Below are 18,409 nucleotides of genomic sequence, written 5' to 3'. Positions count from 1 at the left end.
TGTTCAAGTAGGCGCGTATGGTGCGCAGTCGTGGGAGAACGTGACGCACTGAGCTGGCTCGACGACATCGCCGACGCGCGCCGCGCCGCCGGTCTGCACCGCGACCTGCTCGCGCGCACACCCGGCTCGTCGCTCGTGGACCTGGCGTCCAACGACTACCTCGGCCTGGCTCGGCACCCCGAGGTCCTCGACGCCGCGGCGACCGCGCTGCGCAGGTGGGGTGCCGGATCGACCGGGTCGCGACTGGTCACCGGGACCACCGCCGAACACGAACTGCTCGAGAGCGAGCTCGCCGACTTCGTCGGCGCCGAGTCCGGCCTCGTGTTCGCCAGCGGGTATGCGGCGAACCTCGGTGCCGTCACCGCACTCGCCGGCCGCGACGCGCTCGTCGTGTCCGACGCCGGCTGCCACGCCTCGCTCGTCGACGCGTGCCGGCTGTCCCGATCGCGGGTCGTCGTCACCCCACACGCGGACGTCGACGCCGTCGCGTCCGCGCTCGCGTCCCGGACCGAGGCCCGCGCACTGGTGCTCACCGATTCCGTGTTCAGCGCCGACGGCGATCTCGCCCCGCTGAGTGCATTGCACCGCGTGTGCCGTGAACACGGTGCGGTGCTCCTCGTCGACGAGGCCCACGGGATCGGCGTGCGCGGCGAGGGCGGTCGGGGGCTCGTCCACGAGGTCGGCCTCGCCGGTCAACCCGACGTCGTGGTGACGGCCACCCTGTCGAAATCCCTTGCCGCGCAGGGCGGTGCTGTGCTCGCCGACCGGCGCGTGCGCACCCATCTGATCGACACCGCCCGCACGTTCATCTTCGACACCGGACTCGCGCCCGCCGCCGTCGGCGCTGCCCGAGGTGCGCTCACCGTCCTTCGTCGCGAACCCGAACGCGCCGCCGCAGTGCTGGACCGCGCCCGCGACCTCGCCCGCGTCACCGGCGCGGCGGAACCCGAGTCCGCCGTCGTCTCCGTGATTCTCGGCGACCCGCAGGTCGCCTACGACGCGTCGATCGCATGCCGCGAGCGGGGGCTGCACGTCGGCTGTTTCCGTCCGCCGTCCGTACCCGAGGGCACGTCGCGGCTGCGGTTGACCGCTCGCGCTGACCTCACCGCAGCCGACATGGCGACCATCGCGTCGGTGCTGACCGAGGTGCTTTCGTCGGCGGTGCCTACCGGTGCCTCGTCGGCGGTGCCGACCGATGACTCGGCGGCGCGGGTATGAGCATCCTCTGCGTCACCGGAACGTCCACCGACGTCGGAAAGACCGTTGTCACCGCTGCGCTGGCGGCAGCGGCCCTTGCCCGAGGACTGTCGGTCGCGGTGTGCAAGCCCGCGCAGACCGGCGTCGGCGCCGACGAGGCGGGTGATCTCGCCGAGATCACCCGGCTGTCCGGGGTGGAGACCGTCGTCGAACTGGCCCGGTATCCCGAGCCGCTGGCTCCGGACACGGCCGCTCGTCGCGCGGGCCTTCCGTTGCTCGATCTCGACGCGGTTGTCGACGCGGTCCGTGATCTGGACGCCCGCCACGACCTGACGCTGGTCGAAGGTGCCGGGGGACTGCTGGTGCGTATCGGCGCAGGCGGATTCACCCTCGTCGATGTCGCCGCCGGACTGGACGCGCCGCTGGTGCTGGTCGCCGCCGCCGGACTCGGCACCCTCAACCACAGCGCGTTGACCGTTGCCGCCGCGCGTGAGGCGGGTGTCGCCTGCGCGGGCACGATCATCGGCGCCTGGCCGGCGGACCCGGACCTCGCGATGCGCTGCAACCTCGCCGACCTCCCCGACGTCACGGGGGTGCCACTGCTCGGTTCCGTCCCGGACGGTGCGGGTCGCCTGGACCGCGACGCATTCACCGCGGCGGCTCCGGGCTGGTTCGACGAGCTGCCGATGGAAGTCCCCGCTCGACAGTCCTCGGACATCCGGAGCCGTACCCGACCGGCAGGTGCTTGATCCCGTTCAGCCAGCCGGAGCGGAGGCGAACGGGATCGCCGAGCCGGGTGATGTCGGGCATCCTGTCGGCGATCGCGTTGAAGATCAGGTCGATCTCCATGCGGGCGAGGTTGGCGCCGAGGCAGTAGTGAGCGCCTGAGCCGCCGAACCCGAGGTGCGGGTTGGGGTCGCGGAGGATGTCGAATCGGGTCGGGTCCTCGAACACGTCCTCGTCGAAGTTGGCGGACGCATAGAACATCAGCACCCGGTCGCCTGCCTTGATCTGCTGCCCACCCAGCGTGGTGTCGGTGGTGGCGGTGCGCTGGAACGTCGTCACCGGGGTGGCCCACCGGACGATCTCGTCGGCAGCGGTCGCGGGGCGCTGACTCTTGAACAACTCCCACTGGTCGGGGTGGTCGAGGAAGGCGATCATGCCGTGGGTGATGGCGTTGCGGGTGGTCTCGTTGCCGGCGACCGCGAGGAGCAGCACGAAGAATCCGAACTCGTCGGGCGTGAGTTCGGTGCCGTCGGTGTCCGGCTGGATCAGGGTGGTCGCGATGTCGTCGGCGGGGCACCGGCGCCGGTCCTCGGCCATCCGGTATGCGTACCCGAGCATCTCGGCGGTGGCGGCGAGCGGGTCGACGTCGTACTCGGGGTCTTCGCCGCCGATCATCTCGTTCGACCAGTCGAACAGCTTTCCGCGGTCCTCCTGTGGAACGCCGATGAGCTCGGCGATGGCCTGCAACGGGAGCTCGCACGCGACCTGCGTCACGAAGTCGCCGCCGCCGGTGGCGGCGGCCTCGGCGACGATGTGCTCCGCGCGGGATCTCAGGGCCTCCCGCAGTCGTTCGATGGCGCGGGGGGTGAATCCGCGGGCGACGAGCTTGCGCAGCCGCGTGTGTTCGGGTGCGTCCTTGTTCAGCATGATCAGCCGCTGCATCTCGAAGTCGGTCTCGGAGATGTCGTCGTTGAGGCGGACCAGGGCGCCACCCAGCCAACTCGAGTAGGTGGCGCTGTCCCGGGACACCTCCCGGACGTCCTCGTGCCGGGTGACCACCCAGAATCCGCTGTCCTTGAAGCCGCCCACGTCTGGTGGTTGCGGGTTCCACCAGACGGGTGCGGTCCTGCGCATCGCTGCGAACCGTCCGTAGGGGACGCCGTCGGTGTAGGCGTCCGGGCTGGTGAAGTCGTAGGTCGGCTCCGGGTCGAAATGCGCGGCCGAGGACGTGCGCGCGGTGGTTTCGCGGGTGACCGTGCGTTCGCGGGGTTCGGTGCTCATGTCGTCGTTCCCTTCGGATCGGGCGCACACGCAAGGCTTCTGACGTACTGTGAGAGCCATCACATCATCTGTGGTTGGAGGTTCCGATGTCCACCAGTGAAATGATGGAGCTGCAGCGCACGATCGGGCACCTGCGTCACTGCGTGGGTTCGCTCCGGTCGCGCTATGGCGATGCCGCGCAGGTCCGCCGCCTGGCCAACGACATCGACCGGCTCGACATCGACGCCAAGGAGCTCGAGGAGTATCCGCCGCGCGAGGTGCCCGCCACCTCCGGTGAGCGGATCCAGGTGCCCGACACCCCGTACAGCGACGAGCTGTTCCGCGGAGTCGACGACGAGGGACTCGGCGGCCTGCACGAGGCTCGGTGAACGCACCGGCCCGATCGACCACGGGAGTCCGCGCGCCGGGGCGCGCGGAGATCACGGCGCGCACCCTGCGCACGGACCTGTGGTGGCGCCCGCCGCTGCTGACGACGCTCGGTCTCGCGGTGTTCGTCGTCTACGCGACGATTCGCTCCTTCGTGCGCACGGCGTACTGGGTGGACGAGTACCACTACCTGACGCCGTTCTACTCGCCGTGCGTCAGCGCGTCGTGCGTCCCCGGCTCCACCCACTTCGGGGTGTGGTTCGGTGAGCTGCCGATGTGGATCCCACTCGCGTTCCTGTCGCTGCCGTTCCTGCTCGGGTTCCGGCTCACCTGCTACTACTACCGCAAGGCCTACTACCGCTCGATCTGGCAGTCGCCGACCGCCTGCGCCGTCGCCGAGCCCCGCGCCCACTACACCGGCGAGACGCGGCTGCCGCTGATCCTGCAGAACTCGCACCGCTACTTCTTCTACGTCGCCCTGGTCGTCTCCGCGATCAACACCTACGACGCGGTGCTCGCATTTCACGGCAGCACAGGTGGATTCGGGTTCGGGCTCGGCAACGTGATCATCACGGCGAACGTGATCCTGCTGTGGGCGTACACGGTGTCCTGCCACTCCTGCCGACACGTGACGGGCGGCAGACTCAAGCACTTCTCCGCCCACCCGGTGAGGTACCGGCTCTGGACGTGGGTGAGCCGGCTCAACACCCGGCACATGCAGTTGGCGTGGACCACGCTCGGCACGCTGATGCTCACAGATTTCTACATCATGCTCGTCGCGAGCGGCACGATCTCGGACCTGCGATTCGTCAACTGAGCGTCAGCAGAGGGGAGCCCCGGTGGCGGAGGTCGAACGGCACGACTACGACGTCGTCGTCATCGGCGCGGGCGGCGCCGGCCTGCGCGCGGTGATCGAGGCACGGCAACGCGGGCTACGGGTCGCGGTGGTGTGCAAGTCGTTGTTCGGCAAGGCGCACACGGTGATGGCCGAGGGTGGCTGCGCGGCCGCTATGGGCAACGCCAACTCGAAGGACTCCTGGCAGGTGCACTTCCGGGACACCATGCGCGGCGGGAAGTTCCTCAACAACTGGCGGATGGCCGAGTTGCACGCCCGCGAGGCCCCGGACCGGGTGTGGGAACTCGAGACATACGGCGCCCTGTTCGACCGCACCGCCGACGGGCGTATCGCGCAACGCAACTTCGGTGGTCACACGTATCCGCGGCTCGCGCACGTCGGTGACCGCACCGGTCTGGAGCTGATCCGCACGATGCAGCAGAAGATCGTGTCGCTGCAGCAGGAGGACTTCGCCGAGACAGGTGACCACGAGGCGCGAATCAAGGTGTTCGCCGAATGCACGATCACGGAGTTGCTCCTCGACGACGGATCGGGCGGCGTTGGATCGGACGGCGCTGCCGTCGCGGGCGCTTTCGGGTACTGGCGGGAATCCGGCCGCTTCGTGGTGTTCGCCGCTCCGGCGGTGGTCCTGGCGACGGGCGGAATCGGCAAGTCCTACAAGGTGACGTCCAACTCGTGGGAGTACACCGGTGACGGCCACGCGCTGGCGCTGCGGGCGGGCGCGAAGCTGATCAACATGGAGTTCATCCAGTTCCATCCGACCGGGATGGTGTGGCCGCCGAGTGTGAAGGGGATCCTCGTCACCGAGGGTGTTCGCGGCGACGGCGGCGTCCTGAAGAACTCCGACGGCGCCCGGTTCATGTTCGAGTACATTCCCGCCGTCTTCAAGGGCCAGTACGCCGAGACCGAGGCTGAGGCGGACCAGTGGCTGAAGGACAACGACAGTGCTCGCCGCACCCCGGACCTGCTGCCCCGTGACGAGGTGGCCCGTGCGATCAACTCGGAGGTCAAGGCCGGGCGCGGAACCGAGCACGGCGGCGTCTACCTCGACATCGCGTCCCGGTTGCCCTCCGACGAGATCATGCGGCGCCTGCCGTCGATGCACCACCAGTTCCTCGAACTCGCCGACGTCGACATCACGAAGGAGCAGATGGAGGTCGGACCGACCTGCCACTACGTGATGGGTGGGATCGAAGTGGACCCGGACACCGGATCATCCTGTGTTCCAGGGCTTTTCGCGGCGGGTGAGTGCTCCGGTGGCATGCACGGTTCGAACCGGCTCGGTGGGAACTCGCTGTCGGATCTGCTCGTGTTCGGTCGTCGCGCCGGTCTCGGTGCCGCGACCTACGTCGAAACGCTCGGCGAACGTCCCGCCGTCACCCCCGGGGCGATCGACGCCGCGGCGGCGATGGCTCTCGCCCCGTTCGATCCGCCGACCGGCTCGGCGCCCGAGAACCCGTACGCCCTGCACATGGAGCTGCAGCAGGTGATGCACGACCTGGTCGGCATCATCCGGACGGACGTGGAGATCCGTTCGGCGCTGAGCGAACTGGAACGAATACGGCATCGCCTGGAATCCGTGGCGGTCGAGGGGCACCGGCAGTTCAATCCCGGCTGGCATCTGGCCGTCGACCTTCGCAACATGGTGCTCGTCAGCGAATGCGTCGCACGGGCGGCACTGATGCGTACTGAGAGCCGCGGCGGTCACACTCGCGACGACCATCCGGGCATGGACGCGAGCTGGCGGGGAACGCTGCTCGTATGCGGACTCGTCGGTGGGCCGGACGCCGGTGGCCGCGTCGTCCCGGACATCGACGTCACGTCGGAGCCTCAGGAGCCGATGCGTCCGGATCTCTTCGCGCTCTTCGATTTCGCGGAGGTCGTCAAGTACTACACAGATGCGGAGCTCGCGCAGCATCCCGGGGGAGCTGATGCGGAGCATCCGGGCGGGGCCGGCGAGGACCGTGCGGAGGGTCCGGGAGAGGCGGAGAGATGAGCTATCAGGCGTCCTTCCGGGTGTGGCGCGGCGACACCGACGGTGGTGACCTGCGCGACTACACCGTCGAGGTCAACGAGGGCGAGGTCGTGCTCGACATCGTGCACCGGTTGCAGGCGACTCAGGCGCCGGACCTCGCGGTGCGCTGGAACTGCAAGGCGGGTAAGTGCGGATCCTGTTCGGCGGAGGTCAACGGCAGGCCCCGGTTGATGTGCATGACCCGGATGTCGACCTTCGCCCCCGACGAGACCGTCACGATCACGCCGATGCGCGCGTTCCCGGTGATCCGCGATCTCGTAACCGACGTGTCCTTCAACTACGCCAAGGCGCGTGAGATCCAGTCGTTCACGCCGCCCCCTGACCTCGGCCCGGGCGAGTACCGGATGGCGCAGCAGGACGTGGAGCGCTCGCAGGAGTTCCGCAAGTGCATCGAGTGTTTCCTCTGCCAGAACACCTGCCATGTGGTGCGGGATCACGAGGAGAACAAGCCGGCGTTCGCGGGACCGCGCTTCCTGATGCGCATCGCGGAACTGGAGATGCATCCGCTCGACGTCGCGGACCGCCGCGACGTGGCGCAAACCGAGCACGGTCTTGGTTTGTGCAACATCACCAAGTGCTGCACCGAGGTCTGCCCGGAGGGCATCCACATCACCGACAACGCCCTCATTCCGATGAAGGAACGAGTCGCGGACCGCCGCTACGATCCGCTGGTGTGGTTGGGCAACAAGCTGTTTCGCCGCGGCGAACACTGATTTCGGTATCCCGCCGGATTGACCGGGTGGAAATCGGCCCGCCGGCCGCCTTCTGCAAGTACTGTGATCGCAGTCACACAGGCTCGAGGAGGGTGCAATGCAGGCGAAGTCGCTGGTCGCGGGGGTTGTGAGTGCCGTATTCCTGGGCGCGACGGTGTGGGGTGCATCCATGCTCGTGTCCAGCGGCGTCACGCAGCCCGTATTCCATCACGCTCCCGCTCCCGCTGCGGTCGCGGCCGAGTTGGGTCGCTGACGCCGCTGTATTGCGGTCCGGCTCACCGAGGGGGCGTGTCGAGGATCTCGGTACGCAGTTCGATGTCGAGCGACGTGCGTACCAATGCTGCGGCGAGCGGTGCGACGTCGCCTCGTGATGCGAGTGCAGCGAGGTCGGCCGGTTCGGTCGGGAGTCCGAGATCGTCTGCCGAGCGTAGGGCGCGTTCGTCCAGGTAGGGACGGACCCACGGCCACACGTCCTGCGCCTCTCGCAGGAAGATGGACGCCCCGACCTCGCCTATTCCGGTGAACTCGGTGAGTAGCGCGGTGGCCGCCCCGATGTCGCCGTCGGATCGCTCGGCCAGCTTCCGGAGGTCGCCTCGATATCGATCGCGGACCGTCTCGCCAATCTCCCGCAGCCGTGTGGCGGTGCTCTCGTCGTACCGTCGGTAGTGTGCGCGGCCCAGGGCGGCAATGATGGAGCGGCGGTCGGCCGTCGCGGCTGCGTCCGGTGTGCGGATGCCTGCGTGGAACAACTCGCGAGCGGCGCGCACCGCGAGATCGGCCGAGATCCGGGTGCTGAGAAGTAGTGCGAGCACGAGGAGTTGAAACAAGGGCATCGGTCGGTTCCGCAGCGTGATGTCCGCTTCCGCCGCATAGGTCGTGCCCGCGCGGTCGACGAGTCGTGATGCGACCTCGGCCGTGCTGTTGTTCATTCTCCGGGCGGTACCCGTCCCGACGTGCCGGTAAACCTGTCGCCGCTCACCAGCGGGATTCGTCTCCCATGCGCAATGAAGCATTGCCGCAATGCAATGTAGTAGATATGCTATGAAACATCGCAAATCGATGATGGGGAGGCATTCATGAGATCGATAGAGGATGTGGTCATCGACGTCGACGCGTTGCGCATGCGGTACGACGACGTCGACGTTCTCGCGGGGGTGACGTTTCGGGCCCGCCGCGGCGAGGTGCTGGTGATGCTCGGTCCCAACGGTGCGGGCAAGACCACGACAATCGAGGTGCTCGAGGGTTTCCGCGAGCCCTCCGCGGGCAGCGTCGCGGTCCTGGGGGCAGATCCGGCGCACGGCGACGAGAACTGGCGAGCCGGGATTGGGGTGGTCCTGCAGTCGTGGCGCGATCACGCCCGGTGGCGGGTGCGGGAACTGCTCGACCACATCGCCGCCTACTACCGGCCGTATCTCGACGGACGACACCGGAAACCCTGGGGGACGGACGAACTCCTCGGTCTCGTCGGGCTCGAGGACCACGCGGGCGCGCGGATCTCGACGCTCTCGGGCGGGCAGCGGCGCAGGCTCGACGTGGCGATCGGGGTGGTGGGCCGGCCCGAGGTGCTGTTCATGGACGAGCCGACCGCGGGCTTCGACCCTGCGGCGCGCCGCGACTTCCACGACCTCGTCCACCGGCTGGCGGACCTCGAGGACACGACCGTGCTGCTCACAACGCACGACCTCGACGAGGCCGCGAAGCTTGCCGATCGGATCCTGATCCTCGCGGGAGGGCGCATCGTCGCGAACGGCACGCCGGACGAACTGGCCCGCGCGGTCGCCGGTGAGTCGGAGGTGCGGTGGACGGTGAACGGGCAACGGTACGTGCACACCACCACCGAGTCCACGAAGTTCGTACACGAGTTGTTCACGCAGTACGGCGACGGCATCGGGGAGTTGGAGGTGCACCGTGCCTCCCTGGAGGACACCTACATGGCGCTGGTCCGGCGACACGAGTCCGACGACCCTGCCGTCGATGCGGCGGCCCGTCTCGGCGAAGCCGGTTCCGTTCTGCTCGAGGAGGTTTCGTGATGAATGCCACTGTTCATGCCGCGAGAGTGGGGCTGACCCGCGGCCGGATCGAGCTCCGTCAACTCTTCACCGCGGCGCCCGATCTGATCGGACAGTTCCTGACCCCGGCGATCTCACTGGTCGTGCTGTACCTGCTCCGCAACCGTGAGTACGCCGGCGGCGATCTGTCGATCGCGGAACTCGCACTGCCCGGGCTCATCGGTTCGATCGTCGTGTTCAACGGGTTGTTCGCGATCACGAACGTGCTGGTGCTCGACCGCGAGGACGGGACGTTGTTGCGCGCGAAGGCTGTTCCCGGCGGGATGACAGGTTACTTCGTCGGGAAGGTCGTGGCCGGCGCAGGATCGGTGCTGGTCCAGGTCGTGGTCGTCCTGCTCGTCGGAATGGCGGTGATCGGTGGTTCGTCGTTGGAGGGTCTCGGTGCGTGGGTGACGTTCGCGTGGGTGCTGGTGCTCAGCCTGCTCGCCGCGTTGCCGATCGGCGCGATCCTCGGAGCCGTGCTCGACGGTCCACGGGCCACGTTCCTGCTGACGATGCCGCTGATGGGGCTCGTCGCGATTTCGGGCATCTTCTACCCGCTCACCTCGCTGCCCGGATGGTTGCAGGGGGTCGCGCAGGTGTTCCCGATGTACTGGAGCGGTCTCGGTATGCGATCGGCGCTGCTGCCGCCCGAGGCCGAGGCAGTCGAGATCGGGGAGTCCTGGCGGCACCTGGAGACGGCGGCGGTGCTGGGCGCCTGGGCGTTGGTCGGTGTTCTGGTCGCGCCGGTAGTGTTGCGGCGCATGGCACGTCACGAATCGGGATCCAGCATGGCAGCGCGCCGGGAGAAGGCGATGCAGCGTGCCTTCTGAGGTCATCTACAACCGCATCGCGATGCTTCGTGCCGAACGCGGGCTGTCGCGGCGGGAGCTGGCGGATGCGCTCGGCGTGCACTACCAGACCGTCGGTTACCTCGAACGTGGTGAGTACAGCCCCAGCCTGCACCTGGCGTTGCGGATCGCGGCGTACTTCGACGTCGCGGTCGAAGTGGTGTTCTCCACCGAGCCGTTCCCGAGGCTCGGCTCGGGCACGGCGACGGCATAGCCGACATTCGGACCTGTGCGCGCCTTTGGTAGTTCCCGCTACCAAAAGCGCGCACGGGTGCGTCAGCGCGTCAGTACCTTTCGGGCGAACTCGTTCGCCTCGGGCTCGGACGCGAGCATCGTTTCCAGGTGACCCTGCGGGTAGGTGCGGAAGGTGAACTTCTGACCGGCCAGTGCAAGGTCCGCGACCAGCTTGAACGTCAGCGGCGACGGCACGATCGTGTCGAACAGCCCCTGCCCGACGAACAGTGGTCGGTCGTAGCCTCGGACCGGGACGGCGAGCATCTCCCGCAGCTCTCGCAGCAGTGGCTCGTCCACCTGGCGGGAGAACAGTTCGCCGATGGAGGTGGACCCGATCGTGTCGGCGGCCTCCGCGTAGCAGAGTTCCTCCACCTGGGTGAGCACCGCCTTGCCCCGGTCGCTCAGGTACGAGTCCACGTCGACGCCGGGATCCGTCGCACGTAGCCCCGCCAGTGCGTAGGCGATGAAGACGGTCGTGCCCTCCAGTGGCAGGGGTGGGAACAACGGCCCGCCCAGCGCAGCGAGATTCTCGATGTTCGACGGCACCCCCAGCGCGATCGTGCCGCGGTAGTCCAGTTCGGGCGCATGGGTTTCGGCGAGGGTGGCGGCCACCATCGCGGCCAGCCCGCCCTGCGACTGGCCGAGGGTGATCCAGCGGTCCGACAGGCTCGGCTCGACGGCCCGCGCCGCACGGACCATGTCGATCACCGCATGCGCTTCCGAGCGGCCGTCGAGGTACGGGTGCAGCCCGTCGGTGCCGAGCCCGACGTAGTCCGTCGCGACGATCGCGTAGCCCTGGGAGAGCCAGCGTCCCAGGTAGGGTCCACCGATCCTGCCCGAGACGGTCGGTGCGCACGAGTCGGCGATCCCGACCGCGCCGTGCGCCCACGAGATCACCGGCCAGCCTCCGGGCGGCGGTTCGCCGGACGGCACGAACACCGCGCCGGTGGACAGCGCCGGCCTGTCGTGCGGGCCCAGGGTGCGGTAGCTGATCGCCGTCCCGGAGGCCGAGCCGGGGATCAGGTGTTCGGGGGGCAACGGCCGGGTGGCGGTCACGGTCCCGGGAGTGACGGGCTGCGCGGCGGCGGGAACGGCGACCGCGACCGGCAGCGCGAGCGCTGCGGCGGCAGTGGCTGTGGCGGCCAGACGCGCGAGCATGTGACCAGTGTGCGCAGTGATGTGGCCTGCGGTCGGGTGTGTGGGCAACCACGGCGTAACGATCCGGCGTCGGAGTGTGCACTGTTGTGCAGGGTGCGCGTCCGGGCGGAAGCTTGATTCCGGGGCCGAAGGATGGGAGCGGAGCGGGACATGGACACCACGACCACCGAGATCGCGCCCGACATCTACCGGTTCTCGACGTATTTCGACGCCGCGAACCTGGTGATGAACCAATACCTCGTCGACGGCGACGAACCGCTCCTGTTCCACCTGGGCTACCGCGCGCTCTTCCCGACCGTCTCGGCCGCGGTCGGTCGGGTGGTGCCGCTCGACCGACTGCGCTGGCTCGCGTTCGGCCACGTCGAGGCCGACGAGTGCGGGTCGATGGCGTCGTGGCTCGCCGCGGCTCCGAACGCGGAGGTGGCGCACGGTGCGCTGGCCTGCTTCGTCCAGGTCGGCGACCTCGCCGACCGGCCGCCCCGGCCACTGCAGGACGGTGAGGTGATGGAGCTGGGTGAGCGCCGAGTGCGGCAGATCGACACCCCGCACGTGCCCCACGGCTGGGACGCCTGCCTGATGTTCGAGGAATCGACCTCGACGCTGCTCTGCGGCGATCTGTTCACGGCCTTCGGGCGACAGGCCGCGGTGACGGACGCGGATGTGGTCGGCCCGGCGCTGCAGGCGGAGGAGATGGGCAACCCGACCGCACTGACCCCGACGCTGGCCCCCACCCTGCGGGCGCTCGCCGACCTCGGGCCACGCACGCTCGGACTGATGCACGGCCCGGCGTACACCGGCGACTGTGGCGCCGCCCTGCACGACCTCGCTGCCGCATACGGGGAACGATTCGACGCGGAGTGCGAGCGGCTCGGTCGGGACTGACGGAGCGAGCCGGGTCGGCGGTGTGGGGCGACACGCGACGGCACCCGTCAGTGCTTGCGCACCACTCGTTCGCCCACGCCCGGCTTCCAGATGGTCACGTCCATGTGCCCGTCCCGGACCTCGACGGCCGAGGCGCTCAGGATGTCGGCTGCGTAGAAGGGGCGGAACACCTCGCCGCGCAGGTCGAGTCCCGTCTCCTCGAGCAGGAACTCCGCGTATCGCTCGTGCAACGCGGCGTCCTGTACGTCGTGTACGCGCCCCCACAGCTTGACGTCACCGTCGCCGACCATGGAGTCGACCGTCGCGGTGTGCAGGCAGAAGCGTGGATCGCGATCGAGATCACGGAACTTCGTGGTGCCGGGCATCCCGCCGATCCACAGCTCGCCCTCGAACACGCGCGGCTCGAGGGGGCTGATCCGTGGAAACCCGTCGGTGCGCAGCGTCGCGATCAGGCACAGGTTTCCCGTCGCAGTGAGGCGCCGACGGAAGACGGGTGCGATGATCGGTGCGTCCGTGTCGAACTCGGACCAGGTGGTCATCGACGCCTTCTCGACATGAACCCAGTCTGCGCCCGTGACGCCCGACCTGCTCGGTGACCGATGAGTTCACCTCGCTCCGGCAGTCTGCCCTGTCGGAGTCGTGACGTCGGACGAGAGGAGATCAGCATGGTGATCGTCGCCGGACACATCGTCGTTCGCCCGGAGGACCGGGACCGCTACCTCGACAGCTGCGCGCCGGTCGTCGAGCAGGCCCGCGCGGCAACCGGGTGCCTGGACTTCGCGATCGCCGCTGACCTCGTGGACGCCGGCAGGATCAACGTCTTCGAGAAGTGGGAATCGGTGTCCGCGGTCGAGAAGTTCCGTGGTTCCGGGCCGGGCGACGATCAGGGCGCGATGATCGTGTCGGCGTCCGTCGCCGAGTACGACGTCACCGGGGAACGCTCACTGACCTGACGCGGCGTGCAGGTTCCGCGCGGTGGCCGACACGGGCACCGCGTCGGCGTCCGGTTCGGTGCCCAGCAGTCGATCCGCGGTGCCGCTCGTGGTCACCGTGAACCAGTAGTGCTCGTTCCGGTAGTGATGATGGCGGTGGTGCCGCCACACCGACCGGTAGGTGGCGGACTTCGGCTTGTAGTCGGTGTGGATGAGGAAGTGGGTCCACTCGTACACCATCCCGAGGGCGCTCACGGTGAGCAGGAAGGTGAGCCCGAGTCCGATCCTCGGGAAGGCGAGCACCGCGATCGCCACCAGCACCGGCAGTAGCCACAGCAGGGTCTGCCAGGGAATGAAGATCAGCGGCACGGCACGCGGATCGGCATGGTGCGCACGGTGTTTGCGGGCGAGCAGTGAATCCACGGTCATGCCGACGACGTGACGTGGCCGCCAGTGCAGGATCACCACGTGGATCACCCACTCCACGAACGGGAACACCGCGAGCGCGATCACGGGCACGAGTGCGTCCGTCCACTGCCAGTCGCCGACCAGTGCCCGGCCGACGAGCGCGCCGACGAACACGGCGCCGATCAGCCAGGGCGACGGATGACGACGGAACTCGGCGGCCATCGAGGGCAGGTCCACCGACCGCCGGCGCTCGGTTGTGCTCATGTGTCCTCCCGGGAGTCGAACAGGTCGAGTGCCGCCGTGACCGCGGCCGTGCCGAGGCCGAGCAGTGTCGCCGCGACGGCTTCGGCTGCTGTGGGGTCGTGCGCGGTGACGGCATTCGCGAGTTCCGCGTACATGTCGGCGCGGCCCACCTCCGCGACCATGACGGCCGCGAGGGCCGTCATGGTGGGCTCGTAGGCGCTCCGGAGGCTGTTGAAGATCAGCCGGAACGCGATCGAATCGGCGGCGTCGACCAGGTGTTCCCAGAAGGCGAGCGCCGCGATCTGGAGTTCGACGGGATCCTCGCTCCCCGTCAGTCGCTCCGCCGCCGTGCCGAGCAGTCGTAGTGCGTCGTCGGATGCTCGCGCCGCCGCCAGTCCGGCCACCTGGACGCCGATCATCCGGCGCGCTTCGAGGACGCTGCGCACGACCGCCGGGTCGGGGACACCTCCGCGAATCAGCAAGTGGGGGAGCAACTCCGGGCCGCCGGACCGGAGGTAGTCGCGGACCGAGGTCGGCTCGCCCTGGCGGACCTCGACCAGGCCCGCCTGGGTGAGCTTCTGGATCGCCTCGCGCACCGCGGGCCGTGACACCCCGAACGCCTCCGCGAGGTTCCGTTCGCTCGGCAGTGCGTCGCCCGCCGCGAGGTCGCCGGCCAGCACGCGGGTGCTGATCTGGTCGAACACCGCGGCGGAGGCGGTGGTGCGGGTGATCGGCTCGAACATGCGCCCACCCTAGAACCCTATTGGTCAGAGGTCAACTGGTCAGACCAGTTGGTTCGACCGACCGCGAAGAGCTCGGGCAGTCGAGCTCAGTTGGTGGAGTGCGCGCTCAGTCTGCTGCGAACGCCGTCGACGAACAGCCCGAGCCCGTAGGTGAACCGGGCCGTGCCGCTGACGCTGTCGTACAGCGGCGACGCTTCCTCGGTGAGTGCGCCGTGGCTGTCCATCTGCATGCGGGACTGCTCGTCCATGGTCTGTCCGAGGATGTAGAACAGCAGCGTGTCCGCGGCGAACTCCGCCTCGTCGGCGGGCAGGCCGGCGTCGGCGCAGGCTGCCGCGAGGGTGTCGCGGGCGTCGTTGGTTGCGAGCCGCGCGGAGTACGACGCCGATGCGAGTTCGGCGCCGTCCCGATGGGCGAGCAGGGCGTCACGGATGCGGTGTGCGAGGGCGTCGAGTCGCTCGTCCCATCGCGACGCCGCTACCGGACCGGACACCCCGCCGAGCATCTCGTCGGTGATCGCGGCCAGCAGCGTCTGCTTGTTGGGGAAGTGCCAGTACAGCGCCCCCGGCTGCACCCCGAGTGAGGTGGCCAGCCTGCGCATCGTCAGGTCGCCGAGTCCGTACTCGTCGAGGATGGCGATCGCTCCGGCCAGGACGTCGGCTCGACGCAGTTGCACGGTGGCTCCCTTGCTTCGGTGGTTGACACCATTTCACCACGACCTTAACCTGAACGCCGTTCAACTTGTACGGTGTTCAAGTTCGCTGAGGCAACGATCTCGCGATCCGCGCACCTGCCGGAATCCGAAGGAGCTGCTCGTGACCCAGGCACCCGTCCGCACCGACATCCTCGCGATCGCGCGGGACCAGGTCCTCGACCGTGGCGAGGGACTGACCCAGGACCAGACGCTGCAGGTGCTGCAGCTGCCCGACGACCGACTCGAGGACCTCCTCGCCCTCGCGCACGACGTGCGCATGAAGTGGTGCGGCCCCGAGGTCGAGGTCGAGGGGATCATCTCCCTCAAGACCGGTGGCTGCCCCGAGGACTGCCACTTCTGCTCGCAGTCCGGCTTGTTCCAGTCGCCGGTCCGCGCGGCCTGGCTGGACATCCCGAGCCTCGTCGAAGCCGCCAAGCAGACCGCGAAGACCGGCGCCACCGAGTTCTGCATCGTCGCCGCCGTCCGCGGACCCGACGAGCGGTTGATGGCGCAGGTCGCCGCCGGCGTCGAGGCCATTCGGAACGAGGTCGACATCCAGGTCGCGTGTTCGCTCGGCATGCTGAACCAGGAACAGGTCGACCAGCTCGCCGCGATGGGAGTGCACCGCTACAACCACAACCTCGAGACGTCGAAGTCGTACTTCCCGAACGTGGTCACCACGCACTCCTGGGAGGAGCGCTGGGACACCCTCCGCATGGTCCGCGAGGCCGGTATGGAGGTCTGCTGCGGCGGCATCCTCGGTATGGGCGAGACCCTCGAGCAGCGTGCCGAGTTCGCCGCGAACCTTGCCGAACTCGAGCCCGACGAGGTCCCGCTCAACTTCCTGAACCCGCGTCCCGGCACCCCGTTCGGTGATCTCGACGTGCTCCCCGCCGCGGACGCGCTGCGTGCCGTTGCCGCTTTCCGCCTCGCGCTGCCGCGCACCATGCTCCGCTTCGCAGGCGGCCGTGAGATCACCCTCGGCGACCTCGGTGCCAAGCAGGGCATCCTCGGCGGCATCAACGCGGTCATCGTCGGCAACTACCTGACCACCCTCGGTCGGCCCGCCGAATCCGATCTGGACCTGCTCGGCGAGCTGCAGATGCCGATCAAGGCGCTCAACGAGACGATCTGACGTGTCGACGATCGACGAGGCGGAGCGCTACAACCCGTACACGGGCCGACGGATCGTCGACGGTGTAGACGATCCGATCCCCGCGGCCGCCGCGCTCGGACTGGAGCCGCCGCGCTTCTGCGAGCACTGCGGTCGCCGGATGATCGTGCAGGTCAGTCCCGACGGCTGGTGGGCCAAGTGCTCACGACACGGAGTCAGTGACTCCACCGCGCTCGAGTTTCGCTGATCCCGGGGCCGGGCGCCCGGGTTGCATCGTCATGGCAGCAGGATCGTCTTCCCGATCGTCGTGCGCGCTTCGATGGCCGCATGGGCTGCGGCAGCGTCGTCGAGGGCGAACGACTGACCGATCGTCGGCCGGATGATTCCTCGGGCGGCGAGGTCGAGGGCATCTTCGACGAGGGCGAACATTGCGGCGGGGGTCGGACCGACGGCGGACAGCGGGATCACCGTCACCCCCGCGCCGGCCGCGGTGGCAGGGTCGATGGTGCTCCAGGTCCCTCCCGCCGCGCCGTGTTGCACGTATCGGCCACCGGATCGGACGAGGCCGAAGAGGTGCGCCGTCGTGTCGGCGCCGATCCCGTCGAAGACGACGTCGACGCCGTCGGGGGCCGCACCGCGAACGCGGGTGCTCCACTCGCGGTCGCGGTAGTTGATCGTCGTGTCCACGCCGAGGCTGCGGGCGTGGTCGAGTTTTGCGTCGCTTCCGGCGAGCCCGATGGTGCGCGCGCCCGCGGCCTTCGCGAGCTGGACGAGGATGCCTCCCACACCGCCGGCCGCGGCGGTGACGACCACCGTGTCGCCGGTTCGGACACCGGCCGCTCGGTGCAGTCCGACGGCCGTCCGGCCGTCGGCGAGCAGTGCCGCTGCCTCGGGATACCCGAGCGGATCGGGTATGTGGTGCAGGTCGGTGGTCTGGGCGAGGGCAAGGGCGGCGTAGCCGCCTGCACCGCCGGTTGTGGCCACGACGCGTGCGCCGATCCAGTCCGTGTCCACGTCCGGCCCGGCGCGATCGACGACCCCGCTGACGCCGTTTCCCAGGATCGTGGGGAACGCCATGCGTGGGGCCACCGGGCTGCCGGCTCGGATCATGGTGTCGATGAAGGTGATCGCCGCGGCCTCGGTCGCGATGCGTACCTCGCCGGGACCCGGCTCGGGGTCGGGCAGCGTGGCGGGGTGCAGGACGTCCGGGGCGCCCGGCCGGTCTGCGATGACGGCTCTCATGTCGCGGTCCTCGATTCTCGATCGGGTGTGTCGATCACGGCGGGTTGTCCGCGAGGGAAACCGTGACGACGACGGTGCCGAAGCGGCGCCGACGGCTACCTGACGACGGCGCTCGCCGCTGCTCGTGGCGCCCCGACGACGAAAGGGTGGGATATCCGACGGGCTCGTGCCGCCGTCATTCCGGGGGCTGGTGCAGGCCGAAGGGCGAGCCCTGGTCGTCCTTGCAGAAGGCGAAGCGGCCGAAGCGCTCGACCGTGTCGGCGTCGTCGCCTGCGTCGAGGGGCACGATCTCGCCGCCCAGGGCGGCGACCTGTTCGAGCGCGGCATCCAGATCTTCCACTGCGAAGAACACGTAGGGACCGGCGCCCGCGTCCCCCGGATGCATCCCGCCGGGGACGTCGGGTGTCGTGATCGCCCAGCCCGCTCCCGACGGGCCGGGCTCGAACCTCCAGCCGAAGAGCGCTTCGTAGAAGGCTCGACCTCGCTGAGCATCCGCGACGCCGAGCTCGAAGAATGTCACTGCACCAGGAGTGATCTTCATGGTGTCGAACCTACGCCCGCGCCCGGCCCGGGGCTTGGACGAGCGAGGTGCGGTTTGTCGGCACTCTGCGGTCGTCGTGCCGGGATCGGTCGACGAGAACCGCGGGACCGGCCTGCCTGCCGAGCGGGACAGGTGCCGAATAAGCTG

23 protein-coding genes are annotated in these 18,409 nt (G+C 68.9%); 14 read left to right on the top strand and 9 right to left on the bottom strand.

The genetic code is table 11. From position 1 onward, the window contains the following. The first annotated feature begins 30 nt into the window (after positions 1 to 30). Positions 31 to 1,218 (top strand): 8-amino-7-oxononanoate synthase, encoded by a 1,188-nt coding sequence (locus ACFSJG_RS12290; protein WP_378485504.1) that lies wholly within the window; start codon positions 31 to 33, stop codon positions 1,216 to 1,218. Then, on the top strand, positions 1,215 to 1,946 hold the full coding sequence (gene bioD / locus ACFSJG_RS12285; protein ID WP_378485503.1) for a dethiobiotin synthase: 732 nt from the start codon (positions 1,215 to 1,217) through the stop codon (positions 1,944 to 1,946). The genes ACFSJG_RS12290 and bioD overlap by 4 nt, the downstream gene beginning before the upstream one ends. On the opposite strand, the gene ACFSJG_RS12280 is transcribed toward bioD, so the two are convergent. After that, on the bottom strand, positions 1,846 to 3,204 hold the full coding sequence (locus ACFSJG_RS12280) for a cytochrome P450 (RefSeq protein ID WP_378485502.1): 1,359 nt from the start codon (positions 3,202 to 3,204) through the stop codon (positions 1,846 to 1,848). The two genes, bioD and ACFSJG_RS12280, sit on opposite strands and share 101 nt — an antisense overlap. Positions 3,205 to 3,290: 86 nt before the next feature. On the opposite strand from ACFSJG_RS12280, the gene ACFSJG_RS12275 reads away from it, so the two are divergent. From ACFSJG_RS12275 to ACFSJG_RS12255, 5 genes are all read left to right on the top strand, one after another. Then, positions 3,291 to 3,572: a hypothetical protein gene (locus tag ACFSJG_RS12275; RefSeq protein WP_378485501.1), complete on the top strand. Its 282-nt coding sequence runs from the start codon at positions 3,291 to 3,293 to the stop codon at positions 3,570 to 3,572. Next, on the top strand, positions 3,569 to 4,387 hold the full coding sequence (locus ACFSJG_RS12270) for a hypothetical protein (RefSeq protein ID WP_378485500.1): 819 nt from the start codon (positions 3,569 to 3,571) through the stop codon (positions 4,385 to 4,387). The genes ACFSJG_RS12275 and ACFSJG_RS12270 overlap by 4 nt, the downstream gene beginning before the upstream one ends. Positions 4,388 to 4,409: 22 nt before the next feature. Then, on the top strand, positions 4,410 to 6,422 hold the full coding sequence (locus ACFSJG_RS12265; protein WP_378485499.1) for a fumarate reductase/succinate dehydrogenase flavoprotein subunit: 2,013 nt from the start codon (positions 4,410 to 4,412) through the stop codon (positions 6,420 to 6,422). Next, complete coding sequence (locus ACFSJG_RS12260) at positions 6,419 to 7,174, top strand: succinate dehydrogenase/fumarate reductase iron-sulfur subunit (protein WP_378485498.1); 756 nt, start codon at positions 6,419 to 6,421, stop codon at positions 7,172 to 7,174. Before ACFSJG_RS12265 ends, ACFSJG_RS12260 begins: the two co-directional genes overlap by 4 nt. Before the next feature lie 97 nt (positions 7,175 to 7,271). Next, positions 7,272 to 7,427 carry a hypothetical protein gene (locus tag ACFSJG_RS12255; protein WP_378485497.1) on the top strand — a complete coding sequence of 52 codons (156 nt, stop codon included), beginning with the start codon at positions 7,272 to 7,274 and terminating at the stop codon, positions 7,425 to 7,427. A gap of 22 nt (positions 7,428 to 7,449) precedes the next feature. On the opposite strand, the gene ACFSJG_RS12250 is transcribed toward ACFSJG_RS12255, so the two are convergent. Further along, positions 7,450 to 8,103, bottom strand: coding sequence for an endonuclease (locus tag ACFSJG_RS12250; RefSeq protein WP_378485496.1), 654 nt, complete (start codon positions 8,101 to 8,103; stop codon positions 7,450 to 7,452). A gap of 147 nt (positions 8,104 to 8,250) precedes the next feature. On the opposite strand from ACFSJG_RS12250, the gene ACFSJG_RS12245 reads away from it, so the two are divergent. Genes ACFSJG_RS12245 through ACFSJG_RS12235 form a run of 3 tightly spaced genes read left to right on the top strand, consistent with a single transcriptional unit; the run spans position 8,251 to position 10,287 of the window. After that, positions 8,251 to 9,204, top strand: a complete 954-nt coding sequence (locus tag ACFSJG_RS12245) for an ABC transporter ATP-binding protein (protein ID WP_378485495.1) — start codon at positions 8,251 to 8,253, stop codon at positions 9,202 to 9,204. Then, a complete protein-coding gene (locus ACFSJG_RS12240) occupies positions 9,204 to 10,055 on the top strand; it encodes an ABC transporter permease (protein ID WP_378485494.1) in 852 nt (283 codons plus the stop codon). Before ACFSJG_RS12245 ends, ACFSJG_RS12240 begins: the two co-directional genes overlap by 1 nt. Beyond that, positions 10,045 to 10,287: a helix-turn-helix transcriptional regulator gene (locus ACFSJG_RS12235; protein ID WP_007531294.1), complete on the top strand. Its 243-nt coding sequence runs from the start codon at positions 10,045 to 10,047 to the stop codon at positions 10,285 to 10,287. Before ACFSJG_RS12240 ends, ACFSJG_RS12235 begins: the two co-directional genes overlap by 11 nt. A 62-nt stretch (positions 10,288 to 10,349) precedes the next feature. On the opposite strand, the gene ACFSJG_RS12230 is transcribed toward ACFSJG_RS12235, so the two are convergent. Continuing rightward, positions 10,350 to 11,465: a lipase family protein gene (locus ACFSJG_RS12230; RefSeq protein WP_378485493.1), complete on the bottom strand. Its 1,116-nt coding sequence runs from the start codon at positions 11,463 to 11,465 to the stop codon at positions 10,350 to 10,352. A 150-nt stretch (positions 11,466 to 11,615) separates the two neighbouring features. Between ACFSJG_RS12230 and ACFSJG_RS12225 the strand changes: the two genes are divergently transcribed. Then, complete coding sequence (locus ACFSJG_RS12225; protein ID WP_378485492.1) at positions 11,616 to 12,347, top strand: oxygen-binding di-iron domain-containing protein; 732 nt, start codon at positions 11,616 to 11,618, stop codon at positions 12,345 to 12,347. Positions 12,348 to 12,394: 47 nt separating this feature from the next. On the opposite strand, the gene ACFSJG_RS12220 is transcribed toward ACFSJG_RS12225, so the two are convergent. Continuing rightward, entirely contained in the window at positions 12,395 to 12,886 is a 492-nt protein-coding gene (locus ACFSJG_RS12220) for a pyridoxamine 5'-phosphate oxidase family protein (protein WP_378485491.1), read from the bottom strand. A gap of 126 nt (positions 12,887 to 13,012) precedes the next feature. Here ACFSJG_RS12220 and ACFSJG_RS12215 point away from each other — a divergent pair, with 126 nt between their 5' ends. Continuing rightward, positions 13,013 to 13,300: a putative quinol monooxygenase gene (locus ACFSJG_RS12215; protein WP_378485490.1), complete on the top strand. Its 288-nt coding sequence runs from the start codon at positions 13,013 to 13,015 to the stop codon at positions 13,298 to 13,300. On the opposite strand, the gene ACFSJG_RS12210 is transcribed toward ACFSJG_RS12215, so the two are convergent. The 3 genes from ACFSJG_RS12210 to ACFSJG_RS12200 form a co-directional block, all read right to left on the bottom strand. Beyond that, complete coding sequence (locus ACFSJG_RS12210) at positions 13,289 to 13,951, bottom strand: sterol desaturase family protein (RefSeq protein WP_378485489.1); 663 nt, start codon at positions 13,949 to 13,951, stop codon at positions 13,289 to 13,291. The two genes, ACFSJG_RS12215 and ACFSJG_RS12210, sit on opposite strands and share 12 nt — an antisense overlap. Next, complete coding sequence (locus ACFSJG_RS12205; RefSeq protein WP_378485488.1) at positions 13,948 to 14,673, bottom strand: FadR/GntR family transcriptional regulator; 726 nt, start codon at positions 14,671 to 14,673, stop codon at positions 13,948 to 13,950. Before ACFSJG_RS12205 ends, ACFSJG_RS12210 begins: the two co-directional genes overlap by 4 nt. 86 nt (positions 14,674 to 14,759) lie before the next feature. Continuing rightward, positions 14,760 to 15,347 (bottom strand): TetR/AcrR family transcriptional regulator C-terminal domain-containing protein, encoded by a 588-nt coding sequence (locus ACFSJG_RS12200; protein ID WP_378485487.1) that lies wholly within the window; start codon positions 15,345 to 15,347, stop codon positions 14,760 to 14,762. Between the two features lie 139 nt (positions 15,348 to 15,486). Between ACFSJG_RS12200 and bioB the strand changes: the two genes are divergently transcribed. After that, entirely contained in the window at positions 15,487 to 16,500 is a 1,014-nt protein-coding gene (gene bioB / locus ACFSJG_RS12195) for a biotin synthase BioB (protein WP_378485486.1), read from the top strand. Between the two features lies 1 nt (position 16,501). Further along, positions 16,502 to 16,726 (top strand): biotin synthase auxiliary protein BsaP, encoded by a 225-nt coding sequence (bsaP, locus tag ACFSJG_RS12190; RefSeq protein WP_378485485.1) that lies wholly within the window; start codon positions 16,502 to 16,504, stop codon positions 16,724 to 16,726. 29 nt (positions 16,727 to 16,755) lie between these two features. On the opposite strand, the gene ACFSJG_RS12185 is transcribed toward bsaP, so the two are convergent. After that, complete coding sequence (locus ACFSJG_RS12185; RefSeq protein ID WP_378485484.1) at positions 16,756 to 17,721, bottom strand: zinc-binding dehydrogenase; 966 nt, start codon at positions 17,719 to 17,721, stop codon at positions 16,756 to 16,758. A 175-nt stretch (positions 17,722 to 17,896) separates the two neighbouring features. After that, positions 17,897 to 18,262, bottom strand: coding sequence for a VOC family protein (locus tag ACFSJG_RS12180; RefSeq protein ID WP_378485483.1), 366 nt, complete (start codon positions 18,260 to 18,262; stop codon positions 17,897 to 17,899). Positions 18,263 to 18,409: the final 147 nt, after the last annotated feature.

This window comes from Rhodococcus gannanensis (assembly GCF_042681175.1).
Classification (GTDB): domain Bacteria; phylum Actinomycetota; class Actinomycetes; order Mycobacteriales; family Mycobacteriaceae; genus Rhodococcus_G; species Rhodococcus_G gannanensis.
Note: the sequence above shows the minus strand (reverse complement) of the source record. Positions and strands in the feature narration are given on the sequence as shown.

Bases quoted from the DNA above. Each gene is read 5' to 3' on its own strand.
- ACFSJG_RS12225 (WP_378485492.1), top strand. From the start codon at position 11,616: ATGGACACCACGACCACCGAGATCGCGCCCGACATCTACCGGTTCTCG.
- ACFSJG_RS12215 (WP_378485490.1), top strand. From the start codon at position 13,013: ATGGTGATCGTCGCCGGACACATCGTCGTTCGCCCGGAGGACCGGGAC.
- ACFSJG_RS12180 (WP_378485483.1), bottom strand. From the start codon at position 18,262: ATGAAGATCACTCCTGGTGCAGTGACATTCTTCGAGCTCGGCGTCGCG.
- bioD (WP_378485503.1), top strand. From the start codon at position 1,215: ATGAGCATCCTCTGCGTCACCGGAACGTCCACCGACGTCGGAAAGACC.
- ACFSJG_RS12260 (WP_378485498.1), top strand. From the start codon at position 6,419: ATGAGCTATCAGGCGTCCTTCCGGGTGTGGCGCGGCGACACCGACGGT.
- ACFSJG_RS12185 (WP_378485484.1), bottom strand. From the start codon at position 17,721: ATGAGAGCCGTCATCGCAGACCGGCCGGGCGCCCCGGACGTCCTGCAC.
- ACFSJG_RS12280 (WP_378485502.1), bottom strand. From the start codon at position 3,204: ATGAGCACCGAACCCCGCGAACGCACGGTCACCCGCGAAACCACCGCG.
- ACFSJG_RS12245 (WP_378485495.1), top strand. From the start codon at position 8,251: ATGAGATCGATAGAGGATGTGGTCATCGACGTCGACGCGTTGCGCATG.
- ACFSJG_RS12240 (WP_378485494.1), top strand. From the start codon at position 9,204: ATGAATGCCACTGTTCATGCCGCGAGAGTGGGGCTGACCCGCGGCCGG.
- ACFSJG_RS12230 (WP_378485493.1), bottom strand. From the start codon at position 11,465: ATGCTCGCGCGTCTGGCCGCCACAGCCACTGCCGCCGCAGCGCTCGCG.
- ACFSJG_RS12205 (WP_378485488.1), bottom strand. From the start codon at position 14,673: ATGTTCGAGCCGATCACCCGCACCACCGCCTCCGCCGCGGTGTTCGAC.
- ACFSJG_RS12255 (WP_378485497.1), top strand. From the start codon at position 7,272: ATGCAGGCGAAGTCGCTGGTCGCGGGGGTTGTGAGTGCCGTATTCCTG.
- ACFSJG_RS12250 (WP_378485496.1), bottom strand. From the start codon at position 8,103: ATGAACAACAGCACGGCCGAGGTCGCATCACGACTCGTCGACCGCGCG.
- ACFSJG_RS12220 (WP_378485491.1), bottom strand. From the start codon at position 12,886: ATGACCACCTGGTCCGAGTTCGACACGGACGCACCGATCATCGCACCC.
- ACFSJG_RS12210 (WP_378485489.1), bottom strand. From the start codon at position 13,951: ATGAGCACAACCGAGCGCCGGCGGTCGGTGGACCTGCCCTCGATGGCC.
- ACFSJG_RS12275 (WP_378485501.1), top strand. From the start codon at position 3,291: ATGTCCACCAGTGAAATGATGGAGCTGCAGCGCACGATCGGGCACCTG.